Origin of the sequence: Natrinema caseinilyticum, from assembly GCF_024227435.1 — an archaeon.
Lineage (GTDB): Archaea > Halobacteriota > Halobacteria > Halobacteriales > Natrialbaceae > Natrinema > Natrinema caseinilyticum.
Genome location: NZ_CP100445.1, coordinates 3927929 through 3942503, shown reverse-complemented (window position 1 = coordinate 3942503; position 14575 = coordinate 3927929). Strand labels below are relative to the sequence as shown.

The window sequence follows — 14575 nt, the reverse complement described above, 5'->3', positions numbered from 1 at the left end:
TACCCACAAGCATCAAATGGAATAGAAAATATTATCACCTCGTATTCGGAATAGGGAGATACGATGAGCGCCTCAGAGTCGCTTCGACAGGAGCCTAGCCAGTCGGGGACGTGGGACGACGTCCGCGACCTTCCACCGAGTGCGAAACTCGTCGCGAAAGTCCTCGAGTACAACGATACGATGACCCAGCAACAACTCGCCGACGAGACGCTGCTTCCGTCCCGAACGGTCCGGTACGCGCTGAACCGTCTCGACGAAGAGAACGTTATCGACTCCCGTTTCTCGTTCTCAGACGCTCGCAAGCGCCTCTACAGTCTCGATATCGAGGCCTGATCGGGGACTGTTCCGTCGCCGTCGATTCGTCTTCGTCGCGACAGGACTCGAGCGGACGCCCTTTCGACCGAGGTGTTCAGACGTATCGCACGGCCTCTGATACCCGGCCGTGCTCGTTCGGGTGCGAACCCGCAGGGGTATTCTCAGCGGCCGGCGCCGAGGCGTCGGCGTGATTCGATGCGTCCGATGTCATCGTCGTCCAACTGCGAGTCGCGTCTGTACGCGTATTGCCGGCGATCGGCGACTGTGTGGCTGCGTATCGCCGACCACCGTCGACTACGGTAGCCTCGACCGTCGTGTCCGGGTGAAAACGTTACAATCCTGTAGTGTCTCCGTCCCGAAACCGATCGAACGATGATCACGACTCTCACGGATCTCGAGGCGACGAGGACGGGCGATGAGTGAAGCCGACGACCCGCGCTGTCCGGACTGTGGCGAACCCGTCGGGCAGACGGCGACGTACTGCATGCACTGCTGGGCCGATATACCCGATGGCTCGGCGGTCGCCGGACCGGGCGAAGACGGAGTGGCTGAAAGTGAAGAATCGGCGGCCGGTACTTCGCCGAGGAGCACGGGCCGCACCGGCGCAACGACCCCAGCGGATAGCCACGCTGGATCCGATAGGAGCGGGCTGTTGGACCCCCACGGCATCGTGGACAATACGCTCACTGCCGTCGTCGGGATCGTCGGTGGACTCCTCGTCGGCGTCGTGGGAACGTTCGTCCTAGCGATCGTCGCCGGTGGTGGGGTGGCCGGTATCTTCGGTCTCGTCACGTGGGTGGGAGCGACGGTCTACCTCGTCCGGTGTCGGACCGTTCAAGAGGCGGTCGCGAAAAGCGGGTACGCCGTCGCAATCGTCCTGTTGTTCGTGCCGGTGATCGCGTTTAGTCCGTTCGTCACCGTCGAAGGCGGACTCGGTGCACGCGGTGGCTTCTTCGTCGTTCTGCTCGTTTTCGTCACCGTTCCCGCCGCCGTCGCCGCCGGAATCGGCTGGGTCGCTTCGAAGTTCGTCCCCGAGGGAACCAGTAACGGCGATCTTTGACCGGCATCAGTCGCCTGGACGGTCGGTCCGACGTTACTTTCACTCCGGTCACGGAACCCCTTTAGGGTCGGCTCGCCAACGACTGGTCAATGACGCGGGTAATCCACACGGGCGATACCCACATCGGGTACCAGCAGTACAACTCGCCCGAGCGACGACGGGACTTCCTCGAGGCATTTCGCAACGTCGTCCAGGACGCGGTCTCGGACGACGTCGACGCGGTGGTCCACGCCGGCGACCTCTTTCACGACCGCCGACCGAGTCTCGTCGACCTCCAGGGAACCGTCGACGTCCTTCGAACGCTTGCCGACGCCGATATTCCGTTTCTCGCCGTGGTCGGCAATCACGAGTCGAAACGTGACGCCCAGTGGCTCGATCTCTTCGCGGATCTCGGACTGGCGACACGCCTCGGCGCCGACCCGGTCGTCGTCGACGACGTGGCGTTCTACGGACTCGACTTCGTCCCACGCTCGCGACGCGGGGACCTCGAGTACGAGTTCGCGTCGATGCCCGACGAGGCCGACTGCGCCACGCTGGTCAGTCACGGCCTCTTCGAACCCTTTGCGCACGCGGATTGGGAGACGGAAACCGTCCTCCGCGAGTCGACGGTCGATTTCGACGCCGTCCTGCTGGGGGACAACCACGCGCCCGACACCGCCGAGGTCCTCGATACGTGGGTCACCTACTGCGGTTCGACCGAGCGCGCGAGCGCGAGCGAACGCGAGGATCGAGGCTACAACCTCGTGGACGTTGAAAACGGGACGGTCGCGATCCGCCGTCGCGGGCTCACCGCGACCCGGGAGTTCGTCTTCGTCGACGTCGAGTTAGCAGCCGGCGAAGGGATCGACCGCGTACAGGAACGCGTTCGTCAACACGACCTCACGGATGCAGTCGTCATCGTCACCGTCGAAGGGGACGGCCGACCGGTCACCCCCGCAGCGGTCGAGGAACTCGCGGTCGACCGCGGTGCGCTCGTCGCTCGCGTCAACGACCGGCGGGAACTCCCCGACGAGGACGAGGCCGTGTCGGTCAGTTTCGCCGACCCCGACGACGCGGTCCGCAAGCGCGTCCGTGAACTCGGGCTCAGCGACGCCGCACTCGAGATAGACGAAACGGTCCGAAACGACGACCTCGCGGACGCGAACGTCCGTGAATCGGTCGAACGTCGAGTTCGCGAATTGCTCGAGGAGGACCGGTCGGCCTTCGAACCCGCTCCCGATCGCGAGCCGAGCGACGAGGACGTGACGACGGTCGCCGATGAGATCGCCGACGGACCCGAGTCCGCGGCCGACCCGACTGCGTCGGCCGATGCGGTGACCGACGAGAACGTGGGTGACGATATCGAAACCGACACCGCTGACTCGGCTATGGACACCGAAACCGCCGACACGGCTACGGACGCCGAAACCGCCGACGATTCGTCCGACGGCGAGACCGCGTCGCTGGGTGATTTCGCGTGAGAGTCGACCGTGTCCGGCTTCTGAAATTTAAGTGCTACGGCGACGCCGACCTCTCGCTCGAGCACGGCGTCACCGTCGTCCACGGCGTCAACGGAAGCGGGAAGTCGACGCTGCTCGAAGCGGTCTTCTTCGCGCTCTACGGTTCGAAGGCGCTTGCCGACCGAACCCTCGACGACGTCATCACGACCGGCGAGGAAGAAGCCGAGGTCGAACTCTGGTTCACCCACGACGGCGCCGAGTATCGGGTCGAACGGCGTCTGAAACTGCGCGGCGACCGTGCTACCACCACGAAATGCGTCCTCGAAACGCCGACCGGAACGATCGAGGGCGCCCGCGACGTCCGTCGCGAGGTGACCCACCTCCTGCGGATGGACGCCGAAGCCTTCGTCAACTGCGCGTACGTTCGCCAGGGAGAGGTCAACAAGCTCATTCACGCCTCGCCGAGCGACCGACAGGACATGATCGACGACCTCCTCCAGCTCGGCGCACTCGAGGAGTACCGCGAGCGGGGCAGCGAGGCTCGACTCGGCGTCAAGACAGTCCTCGACGGCCAGCGTGAAGTCCTCGTTGACGTCCGCAAACAGGTCGAACAGAAGGAGAAAAAAGACCTCCACGAGCGCCTGAACGGGCTCGAATCCCGGCGGTCCGATCTCGCGGACGAGATCGAGCATTACGAAACCCAGCGCGAACAGGCCCAGAAAACGCTCGAGACGGCACAAACGGTCCTCGATCGCCACGAGGAGACCCGCGAAGAGATCGTGTCACTCGCCGAAGAGATCGACGACATCAGGTCGAAGATCGGCGAGACCGAACGCAAACGCGAGGAAGCGACCGACGACATCCGCGAAATCCGGGAGCGCCGCGACGAACTCGCGACCGAACGCGTCGACCTCCTCGAGGACGTCGACCTCGAGACGGCCGATCCAGATCGGGAAACGGTCCGACGGCGTATCGACGATCTCGAGGCACGCGACGAGGATCTTCGGGACGACCTCGAAGACGTTCGCGTGACGATCACCGAGGGGACAAACGAGATCGAACGGCTCCGCGAGGAGGCCGACGACCTCGAGTCACAGGTAACGGAGGCTCGCGAGGAGGCCGACAGCCTCGACGACCGAATAGAAGCCGACGAAGAGACGATCGCGGAACGCGAAGACCGTCTCGACGACCTCGAGACGCAGATCGAAACCGCGCGAGCGACGTTCGACGACTCGCCGATCGACTTCGGGGAGGCCGAATCCACGCTCGAAGCCCTCGAGGCCGAACGGGAGAAACTGGTCTCCGAGACCAACGACGTCACCGCCGACATCAGAGCCGCAAAGACGGCGATCGAGGAGGGCGAACGGCTGCTCGAGGAGGGAAAATGCCCAGAGTGCGGGCAACCGGTCCAGGACTCGCCCCACGTGGACGTCATAGACGACCGACGGGAGGAACTCGCCGATCTCGAGGAGCGACGAGACGACCTCGAGGCCGACCGCGACGATCTCGCCGACCGGATCGAACGGGCCGAGAAACTGCGGGACGCTGAACGGCGTGTCGATCGCCTCGAGGAGAACCGGAACAACATCGAGCAGTTGCTCGCGGAGAAACGCGAATCGCTGGCCGACCGCCGCGATCAGCGAGCACAGCTCCGAGAGGACGCCGCGGAGTACGAGGCCGAAGCCGAGGCGAAGCGATCCGAAGCGGACGACCGCGAGGAAGACGTGGCCGAGGCGAGAGCCGCGCTCGGCGAGATCAACACCGAGCGCGGGGAACTCAAGGACGCGCTCGCATCGCTTCGCCGCGTGTCGGAAATCGCCGACGAGCGCGCGACGCTCGAGAGCGAAATCGAAACCTTGCGCGAACGACGGCAGGACTGGGAGACGATGAACGACGAACGCCGGGAACAGCTCTCGGCAAAGCGCGACAGAAAGCGGGACCTCGAATCGGAGTTCGACGAAGACCGGGTCGAAACCGCTCGCGCTGACAAGACAAACGCCGAGAACTACATCGAGCAGGTCGACGAGAAACTCGACGACCTCGCGGAGAAGCGAACCGAGGTCCAGAACGCGATCGGGGCCGTCGAGCGGGAACTCGAGGAACTCGAGGAACGCCGCGAGCGTCTCGAAGCCGTCGAGGAGCGGTGCGACCGACTCGAGGCGCTGTACGACGAGGCCGAGACGCTGCAGACGACCTACGGCGAACTGCGGGCCGAACTCCGCCAGCGGAACGTCGAGACGCTCGAGCGGCTGCTCAACGAAACCTTCGAGCTGGTCTACCAGAACGACTCCTACGCGTCGATCGACCTCGACGGTGACTATCGGCTGACCGTCTATCAGAAAGACGGCGAAGCGCTCGAGCCCGAACAATTGTCGGGCGGTGAACGCGCGCTGTTCAACCTCAGCCTGCGGTGTGCGATCTATCGACTGCTCGCGGAGGGCGTCGAGGGAACCGCGCCGATGCCGCCGCTGATCCTCGACGAGCCGACGGTGTTTCTCGACGCCGGTCACGTGACGCAACTCGTCTCGCTCGTCGAATCGATGCGCGATCTGGGCGTCGAACAGATCGTCGTCGTCAGTCACGACGAGGAACTCGTCGGCGCGGCCGACTCGCTCGTCCGCGTCGAGAAGGACGCGACGTCGAATCGCTCCCGACTCGAGCGCGGCCAGCCGCCCGAAGTGGAGCTGTTGGCGTCGAACTAGGGCTGTTTCGGGACGCGACGCGGACGATGCGAAGGGCGAACCGCTCGATGCGATCTGTATTCACAGCCCGTCCGGGAGACGAGAACTGTTTTACGTCGTTTCTCGCGGTTCGTCCATTACCCTTCCTCGCGGTTCGTCCTTCACTCGCTTCGTTCGTGAGTGGATCCGTTTCGAATCGCCTCGAGTGCGGTGGCACACTCCTCGGTGATCCGATAGCCGCGTCCGCTGGCGACCTGTGTTTCCTCGAGCAACCCCGCCGCTGTGAGAACGGTCAGGCGCCCGTGCAGGTCGCTCTCGCAGAGATCGTACGCGTCGAGTAGCGTGCGGACGTCGAGGGGACCCCGTTCTGCGAGTTCGATCAAGAGACCGAGCGTTTGCGTGTCGTGAACGTTCGTCAGGAGGGTTACAACCGGTTCGTCGACGCTCCGAGCGGCCGTCTCGAGGGGCGATTCCTCGTCGACCGCTTCGAGGCGGTCGTTCTGGATGTAACATTCGTTTCCGGTTGCGGGATCGCGGACGAGACTCGCGTCCGTGGAGTGCTTGAGAAGGAGATACCGCTTCCCGGTGTTATCCTGGACGGATTTCATGATTTCCCTGAATCGTCGGTCGATGTCGTATCGGTGTCGTCGGGTGCACCGGTATTCAACGTTTCGTCCGATTCGGTTCGGTCGTCCCCCGAACCGGTCGCGTCCGTCGAGTCTGCCGTATCCGCCGGTTCCGTCGGCTCGGATACGGCACGCCGGAACTGCCTGTATCGGTGAGCGGAAAACCCCGTGGTGACGAGCCCGATGGCGAGCAGAGAGCCACCTCTGGTCGTGTCCCCTTCGAAGAGCAAAAAGAGGGCACCGAGCGAGAGGGCCAGAATCGCACCGTTGAGGACGACCACGAGAACCCAGAACGTCTCGAGGACGTCGTCCGGGGCGTCGGTTTCGGGCGTGGTCACCGAGGGGATCGAGAGCGAATCCGTCGCGGTATCTGCATCGGGTTCTTCGACCCCGATCTGGGGAATCGTCAGGGAATCGTGGTCGGGATCCATGAACTTCTCCTCGGGGTTTCGGTATTGCTCACCCGGATCCCTGACCGTTCCCTCCGGGTCCGGATCCCGGTCTGCGGACTCGTCGTCGGTCGAGTCGAATACCACGTGTGAGCGAAGGGTAAACGGCAGGAAAAGTGTTCGCGTTTAGACCGCCCCTCAGGCGAGTTCCTCGAGCGTGAGGGTTCGGGAGGTCTCCATCCACGCGAGCGGGTTCTGGGCATCGTAGAAGACGACGCCGTTTTCGGTCTCGTAGGATTCGATCGTTGCGGTACCCTCGGGTTCGCTACTCGGTTCGCGCCGATCCGTCGCGTCATCGTTCACATGGGTGGACACATCGATCACCTGTGCCTATGTTATGTGTTACCAAGTTATATGTCTTCTTGCCCCCGCAACTTTTCAGATGGGACCCCCTGATAAACGGGTCGTTCCGAGCAGCGACCGGCCAGGAGCAGGTCTCCGCTCACGAGAGACGAAATCCGGGTCACCACCGAACTGCGACAGCCGGAAGCCGGTCTAGATGACGGAGATCGGTCGGTAACGGCGTCTGTTTCACCACTTCCCAACTATCAGTCGTTCTCTTCTCTGACCCGGGCTCCTGTATCACCAGTAGAGCCCTCGAGACGGCCCGGACGGTGACGGTCACGGAGGGGGATTGCAGGGGTTTTTAACCGCCGACTGCTAATCCGGGTATCATGACTGAGGCGGGCCAGACCGGACTGACGGAGTTCGGTGGTGACTCCGACGCGACCGACGACCGGCCGGCAGAAGAGGCGGTTGCCGTCGCCGGCAACGGCGGGTCCACCGCCACGGAGGTGATCGACGTCGTCGAAGAGACGCTCCCCGAACCGGACGGTGAACTCGAACTCGCCGTGATGCAGGTCGACTACACGATCGCCGGCTACGGCGACGAGGAGCGGCCGATCATGCACGTCTTCGGACGGACGCCCGAAGGGGCCCTCGAGCACGTCCAGGTCGTCGGTTTTCAACCATACTTCTACACGCCGACGAATTCGCTCGATCGGCCGCCCGAGGAGCAATACGACCGACTTACCGGAAGCCGGGAGGTCGGTCACGACGGCGAACCCTACGAGAGCATCCGTGGCGAGAAACTCACCAAAATTTTCGGGCAGACGCCTCGAGACGTCGGGCAGGTGCGCGACGATTTCGACCACTACGAGGCGGACATCCTGTTTCCGAATCGATTCCTGATCGACAAGGACATTCGCAGCGGAATTCGGGTTCCGGAGCGCCGTGCCGACGACGACTCGTTGATCGTCCCCCACGACGAGGTCGAAGCGGCGGACGTCAACGCGCAACCGCGCGTCTGTACGTTCGACATCGAAGTCGACGACCGCTCGGGCTTTCCCGAAGACGGCGAAGAACCCATCGTCTGTCTCACGAGCCACGACTCGTACCGTGACGAGTACGTCATGTGGCTGTACGAGGCGCCGGTCGGCGACGGGACCATCCCGACCGAAATCACGGACTACGAACCGATCGAGGGCCACATCGACCACGAAGTGCGCAGCTTCGAGGACGAAGCGGCGATGCTCGAGGCCTTCATCGACTATATCGACGAGACCGATCCGGACTTGCTTACCGGCTGGAACTTCGAGGATTTCGACGCACCGTACTTCCTCGACCGTCTCGAGGAACTCGAGGGGCCACACCACGAGTACGACCTGGCCGTCGACCGGCTCTCTCGAGTCGACGAGGTCTGGCGGAGTAACTGGGGCGGCCCGGACATCAAGGGCCGCATCGTCTTCGACCTGCTCTATGCCTACCAGCGGACGGTCTTCTCGGAACTCGATTCCTATCGGCTCGACGCCGTCGGCGAGGTGGAACTCGGCGTCGGCAAGGAACGCTACGCCGGTGATATCGGCGACCTCTGGGAGGACGACCCGACGCGACTGCTCGAATACAACCTTCGGGACGTCGAACTCTGCGTCGAACTCGACCGCCAACAGGAGATCATCGCCTTCTGGGACGAAGTGCGGTCGTTCGTCGGCTGCAAACTCGAGGACGCGCCGACCCCGGGCGACGCGGTCGACATGTACGTCCTCCACGAAGCGCACGGGCGGTTTTCGCTGCCGTCGAAGGGGCAACAGGAGGCCGGCGAGGAGTACGAAGGCGGTGCGGTGTTCGAGCCGATCACGGGAGTCAAAGAGAACGTCACCGTCCTCGACCTGAAGTCGCTGTACCCGATGTGCATGGTGACGGTCAACGCGTCACCCGAAACGAGGGTCGATCCGGACGAGTACGACGGCGAGACGTTCGTCGCACCGACGCGACCGGAGCCGACCCACTTTCGCAAGGAACCCGACGGGGTCATGCGGGAGATGATCAACGAACTGCTGGCCGAACGCGAGGAGAAGAAATCCCAGCGAAACCAGTACGAACCCGGCAGCAGGGAGTACGAACAGTACGACCGTCAGCAGGGAGCGGTAAAGGTAATCATGAACTCGTTGTATGGCGTGTCGGGTTGGGAACAGTTTCGGTTATACGACAAGGAGGCGGCATCCGCGATTACCGCGACTGGGCGCGAAGTGATCGAATTCACCGAAACGGCGGCGAACGAAATTAATTATCAGGTTGCATATGGTGACACCGATTCGGTCATGCTCGAACTCGGCCCCGACGTCTCGAAAGCGGAGGCGCTCGAGCAGTCGTTCGAAATAGAGGAGTACATCAACGGCCGGTACGACGACTTCGCGCGCGAGGATCTGAATGCCGAAGACCACCGGTTTCAGATCGAATTCGAGAAACTCTACCGGCGGTTCTTCCAGGCCGGGACGAAGAAACGATACGCGGGCCACATCACCTGGAAGGAAGGTAAGGACGTCGACGACGTCGACATCGTCGGTTTCGAGTACCAGCGCTCGGACATCGCACCCATCACGAAGGAGGTCCAGCACGAGGTCATCGAGATGATCGTCAAGGACGGCGACGTCGAAGGTGCAAAGGAGTACGTCAACGACGTCATCGAGGACGTGCTGGCGGGAGAGGTTTCGCTCGAGGACATCGCCATTCCGGGAGGGATCGGCAAGCGCCTGGACAACTACGACACGGATACGGCGCAGGTCCGCGGCGCGAAGTACGCCAACCTGATGCTCGGCACCAACTTCCAGCGCGGGAGCAAACCGAAGCGCCTCTACCTCGAGCGCGTCGATCCGACGTTCTTCGAACGCCTCGAGGCCGAAGAAGGGTTCGACGCGCGTACTGACCCCCTCTACGGCGCGTTCAAACGCGATCCCGACGTCATCTGCTTCGAGTACGAAGATCAGATCCCCGACGAGTTCGCGGTCGACTCCGAGAAGATGCTCGAGAAAACGTTGAAGGGGCCGATCGAGCGCATTCTCGAGGCGCTCGACGTCTCCTGGGAAGAGGTGAAAAGCGGTCAGGAACAGACCGGTCTCGATCAATACTGGTAAGCGTCGGGCCGGCATCGAACCGGGGATTTTCAATCAGGGAACCGGTCGCGGAACGGGGAAACTTCTCGTTTTGAAAAATTATTTTTGCCGAGCGGAATCGTATCCAATTGGATACGAAACCGTTATCAGTCATACGACCCACCATTCGGGTGACAGAGTACTATGGCACGTCTCGAACTACGCAACCTGCATGCCGAAGTAGCGGAGGGCGACGAGAAGATCCTCGAGGGCGTCGATCTCGAGGTCGAATCGGGCGAGATCCACGCTCTGATGGGGCCGAACGGTTCCGGGAAGTCCACCACCGCGAAGGTCATCGCCGGCCATCCCGCTTACGACGTCACCGAGGGTGAGGTCCTGCTCCACCTGGAGGAAGGCGAGTTCGGCGACGAAATCGAGATCGACGAGGACCACCGAACCTGGGACCTGCTCGACCTCGAGCCGAACGAGCGCGCTGCGCTCGGCGTGTTCCTCGGCTTCCAGTATCCGGCCGAGATCGAAGGCGTCACGATGACGAACTTCCTCCGGACGGCGCTGAACGCCAAGATCGAGGAGCGCGAGGAACTTTTCGAGGAGGACGAGAGCGAGGACGAAAGCGAGGACGAAGGCTTCGAAACCTCCCCGATGGAAGGACCCGCAGACGAGGGCGAGGTCGGCGTCGCCGAGTTCCAGGAGATCCTCCAGGAGAAGATGGAACAGCTGGATATGGACGAGAAGTTCGCCCAGCGCTACCTCAACGCCGGCTTCTCCGGCGGTGAAAAGAAACAGAACGAAGTGCTGCAGGCCGCGATCCTCGAACCCTCGATCGCCGTCCTGGACGAGATCGACTCCGGGCTCGACATCGACCGACTGCAGGACGTCTCCGACGGTATCAACGCGCTTCGAGACGAGCAGGGGACCGGCATCCTGCAGATCACCCACTACCAGCGCATCCTCGACTACGTCGAACCGGATCACGTCCACGTGATGCTCGACGGCCAGATCGCCAAAAGCGGCGGTCCGGAACTCGCCGAAGAACTCGAGGACAAGGGGTACGACTGGGTCCGCGAAGAGGTCTACGGCACCGCGTAACCGAATTCAGCTAGAACAACCGTAATAACGTTACAGCCGTAACCACAACTACGATCAACCAATGAGTTCCGAACAAGACCACCTAAAAGAGACAGACACCGAGGCCCGGTTCGAGTTCAAGAAAGAGCAGAACGCTGCGGTCAAATCCGAGAAGGGCCTGACAGAGGAGGTCATTCGCATGATCTCCGAGGACAAAGACGAGCCCGACTGGATGCTCGAGCGCCGGCTCCGCGCGCTCAAACAGTACCAGAACATGCCGATGCCGTCCGGCTGGCCCGGCATGCCGGACCTCTCCGAACTCGACGTCGGAGAGATCGTCCCGTACATCCGCCCGGACGTCGACAAGCGCGAGGGCGTCGACGACTGGACGGAACTGCCCGACGAGATCAAGGACACGTTCGACAAACTGGGCATCCCGGAAGCCGAGAAGAACGCCCTCTCCGGCGTCGGTGCCCAGTACGAGTCCGAAGTCGTCTATCAGAACATGCAAGAGCAGTGGGAGGAGAAGGGTGTCATCTTCATGAACATGGACCGCGCGGTCCAGGAACACCCGGACCTCGTCAAAGAACACTTCATGACGACGTGCGTCCCGCCGAGCGACAACAAGTTCGCCGCCTTGCACGGTGCCGTCTGGTCGGGCGGGTCGTTCGTCTACGTTCCCGAGGGTGTCACGGTCCAGATGCCCGTGCAGGCGTACTTCCGGATGAACTCCGAGGGGATGGGGCAGTTCGAGCACACGCTCATCATCGCCGAGGAGGGCTCCGAAGTCCACTACATCGAGGGCTGTTCCGCACCGAAGTACGGCACCCACAACCTGCACTCGGGCGGCGTCGAGGTGTTCGTCGGCGAGGACGCACACGTCCAGTACTCGACGGTCCAGAACTGGTCGAAGAACACGTTCAACCTGAACACCAAGCGCGCGATCGTCGAGGCCAACGGCACGATGGAGTGGGTCTCGGGCAGCATGGGCTCGAAAGCGACCATGCTCTACCCGTGTTCGATCCTCAAGGGTCGCGGCGCGACCGACACCCACATCACCATCGCATTCGCCGGCGAGGGCCAGGACATCGACACCGGTGCGAAGGTCTACCACAACGCGCCGAACACGAGTTCGACCATCGAGTCCAAGTCGATCTCGAAGGACGGCGGCCGAACCAATTACCGCGGCCTCGTCCACATCGCCGACGGCGCCGAGAACTCCTCGACCGCCGTCGAGTGCGACGCCCTGATGTTCGACAACGAGTCCACCTCGGACACCATGCCGTACATGGAAATCGAGGAGTCGAAGGTCGACGTCGCACACGAGGCGACCGTGGGGAAGATCGGTGACGAGGACATCTTCTACCTCCAGAGTCGCGGCCTGGACGACGACGACGCCAAGAAGATGATCGTCGCCGGCTTCATCGAGCCGATCACGGAGGAACTGCCGATCGAGTACGCGGTCGAATTGAATCGCTTGATCGAACTCGAGATGGAGGGAAGCCTCGGATAATATGAGCGCAGGAACACAGGTACACGCCAATCTGACGGAAGAACAGGTACGCGACATCAGCGAGGGGCTCGACGAGCCGGACTGGCTCACGGAGACCCGCCTCGAGGCACTCGAGGCCCTCGAAGACCTCGACATGCCCGACGTCATCCGAACGCCGGGGCGGGACTGGACGAACCTCCACGAACTGGACTTCGAGTCCCTCGTGGATCCGCTGAACGCAGCCGAGAACAAGGATCAGGTCGGTCCCGAGGACGCCGAGGTCCTCCCCTGGAGCGACGCCGTTCAGGCGCACGAGGACCTCCTGAAAGAGCACTTCGGCTCCATCGTCGATCCCCAGGAGAACTACCTGACGGCGCTTTCGACGGCGCTGTTTAGCACCGGAACGGTCATCTACGTCCCCGAGGGCGTCGACGCCGAGGACGTGACCGTCCGCACGGCGCAGAACTCCCGCTCGTTGTTCAACTATACGCTCGTCGTCACCGAAGAATCGAGTTCGGTGACGATCCTCGAGCGGCAGTCGACGGGGACGGAAGCCGAAGAGCAGTACTATAGCGGAATCGTCGAAATCGCCGCCGGCGAGAACAGCTACGTGCAATACGGTAGCCTGCAAAATCTCTCGGAAGAGGCGTACAATTTCACCGTCAAGCGCGGCGTCGCCGACACCTACGCCACGATCGACTGGATCGAGGGGAACCTCGGGACACAGTTGACCAAGACGGAGGTCTCGACGACGCTCAGCGGCGACTCCTCGGAAACGCAGATCGTCGGCGCCTTCTACGGGCACAACGATCAGCACTTCGACCTCGACGCCAAGGTCTGGCACCGCGCCGAGCACACGACCGCGGACCTCGTCACCCGCGGGGTCACGGACGACGTCGCCCGCTCGGTCTACGAAGGCGTTCAGGACGTCGGCGCAGACGCCTGGGACACGAGTTCCTACCAGCGCGAAAACACGCTGATGCTGTCCGACGAGAGCGAGGCCGACGCCTCTCCGAAGCTGATCATCAACAACCACGACACGGAGGCCAGCCACTCCGCGACCGTCGGTCAGATCGACCGGGAGGACTTGCTGTACATGACCTCCCGCGGTGTCGACCCCAGATCCGCTCGCAACATGCTCGTCGAGGGCTTCTTCGTTCCCGTCCTGGACGAGATTGACGTCGACGAACTCCGCGACGACCTCGAGGAACTCATCGCGGCTCGTCTTCGCAAACGCGACTGATCGCGGAACGTTTTTCGTCGGCCGGTACCGTTTCTCCGCGCTCGATTCACCGACCGCGGGATCGTTACACGGGACCGTGGCTCGAGCATCGGAGACTCGAGTACGTCGCTTCGAACAGGTGGGCGCCGACACGACCGTTCGAACAAACGCGGACCACGAATCGTGGCGCGGCCTCGCGGGTCGTGTGGCTCGCTGCGGTCGAACAGGCACGCTATGCTCGTCCGTCTCGCCGACCCGTCGAAGCGTATCGGCCCGTCGATCGAGGCAATAGGGAAACATAAGTACCGACGGTCCTGTATGTCACCCATGAGTCTGGGACAGCGTGTCTCGAGCGACCACCAGTTGACCCGATTACTCCAGATCGGGGTCGTCCTGGAGGAAGTCGTCGAGTCACGCGCCGCCCACCATATCGAGTCCTTGCCCCCGGAAGAGCGGGCGGAATTCGACGAGGAGGTGGAGGAGTTGCTCGCGGAGGCGGCACGAGAGTCGGCCGAGCACCGCGAGCGGCTCGAGGCGCTGATAGACGACCTCGAGGCGGAAACGGTCGGGTACGAGGAAATAAACGCGTTAGTCGATGCCCAGTACGGGCCGCCGGAGGATACGGACGGCGTCCTCTACGATCAACTGGCCAACGAGGAAACGGCCTACAAGTTCTACGACGACCTGATCGCCGCGATCGAAGCGTCGACAGCCGAGTTCGCCGTCGACCGGGATCGACTGCTCGAAACGCTGTACGCGATCCGGGAAGAGGAAAAAGAGGGCGTCGAAGAAGTGACCGAGATCATGGAACACAGAGCATGACAGGGACGA

At 62.7% G+C, this 14575-nt stretch carries 12 protein-coding genes; 9 read left to right on the top strand and 3 right to left on the bottom strand.

The genetic code is table 11. The annotated features are described in order from the left end of the window. Positions 1 to 63: 63 nt before the first annotated feature. From NJT13_RS19410 to rad50, 4 genes are all read left to right on the top strand, one after another. On the top strand, positions 64 to 333 hold the full coding sequence (locus tag NJT13_RS19410; RefSeq protein WP_254523457.1) for a MarR family transcriptional regulator: 270 nt from the start codon (positions 64 to 66) through the stop codon (positions 331 to 333). A 397-nt stretch (positions 334 to 730) separates the two neighbouring features. Continuing rightward, complete coding sequence (locus tag NJT13_RS19405; RefSeq protein ID WP_254523456.1) at positions 731 to 1375, top strand: hypothetical protein; 645 nt, start codon at positions 731 to 733, stop codon at positions 1373 to 1375. 89 nt (positions 1376 to 1464) lie between these two features. Next, on the top strand, positions 1465 to 2835 hold the full coding sequence (gene mre11 / locus NJT13_RS19400) for a DNA double-strand break repair protein Mre11 (RefSeq protein WP_254523455.1): 1371 nt from the start codon (positions 1465 to 1467) through the stop codon (positions 2833 to 2835). Then, positions 2832 to 5516 (top strand): DNA double-strand break repair ATPase Rad50, encoded by a 2685-nt coding sequence (gene rad50, locus NJT13_RS19395; protein ID WP_254523454.1) that lies wholly within the window; start codon positions 2832 to 2834, stop codon positions 5514 to 5516. Before mre11 ends, rad50 begins: the two co-directional genes overlap by 4 nt. A 140-nt stretch (positions 5517 to 5656) precedes the next feature. On the opposite strand, the gene NJT13_RS19390 is transcribed toward rad50, so the two are convergent. The 3 genes from NJT13_RS19390 to NJT13_RS19380 are packed head-to-tail and all read right to left on the bottom strand — an operon-like array spanning position 5657 to position 6894. Continuing rightward, the gene (locus tag NJT13_RS19390) at positions 5657 to 6103 is read right to left on the bottom strand and encodes a DUF7346 family protein (RefSeq protein WP_254523453.1); all 447 of its coding nucleotides are present in this window, start codon (positions 6101 to 6103) and stop codon (positions 5657 to 5659) included. Beyond that, positions 6100 to 6657: a DUF7322 domain-containing protein gene (locus tag NJT13_RS19385; protein ID WP_254523452.1), complete on the bottom strand. Its 558-nt coding sequence runs from the start codon at positions 6655 to 6657 to the stop codon at positions 6100 to 6102. The genes NJT13_RS19390 and NJT13_RS19385 overlap by 4 nt, the downstream gene beginning before the upstream one ends. Before the next feature lie 51 nt (positions 6658 to 6708). Next, entirely contained in the window at positions 6709 to 6894 is a 186-nt protein-coding gene (locus tag NJT13_RS19380) for a DUF7331 family protein (RefSeq protein ID WP_254523451.1), read from the bottom strand. Between the two features lie 350 nt (positions 6895 to 7244). Between NJT13_RS19380 and NJT13_RS19375 the strand changes: the two genes are divergently transcribed. From NJT13_RS19375 to NJT13_RS19355, 5 genes are all read left to right on the top strand, one after another. Then, complete coding sequence (locus tag NJT13_RS19375; RefSeq protein ID WP_254523450.1) at positions 7245 to 9983, top strand: DNA-directed DNA polymerase; 2739 nt, start codon at positions 7245 to 7247, stop codon at positions 9981 to 9983. A 162-nt stretch (positions 9984 to 10145) separates the two neighbouring features. After that, positions 10146 to 11051: an ABC transporter ATP-binding protein gene (locus tag NJT13_RS19370; RefSeq protein ID WP_254523449.1), complete on the top strand. Its 906-nt coding sequence runs from the start codon at positions 10146 to 10148 to the stop codon at positions 11049 to 11051. Between the two features lie 61 nt (positions 11052 to 11112). Next, positions 11113 to 12543, top strand: a complete 1431-nt coding sequence (gene sufB / locus NJT13_RS19365) for a Fe-S cluster assembly protein SufB (RefSeq protein WP_254523448.1) — start codon at positions 11113 to 11115, stop codon at positions 12541 to 12543. 1 nt (position 12544) lies between these two features. Beyond that, entirely contained in the window at positions 12545 to 13765 is a 1221-nt protein-coding gene (sufD, locus tag NJT13_RS19360; RefSeq protein ID WP_254523447.1) for a Fe-S cluster assembly protein SufD, read from the top strand. Between the two features lie 306 nt (positions 13766 to 14071). Further along, the gene (locus tag NJT13_RS19355) at positions 14072 to 14566 is read left to right on the top strand and encodes a ferritin-like domain-containing protein (protein WP_254523446.1); all 495 of its coding nucleotides are present in this window, start codon (positions 14072 to 14074) and stop codon (positions 14564 to 14566) included. Positions 14567 to 14575: the final 9 nt, after the last annotated feature.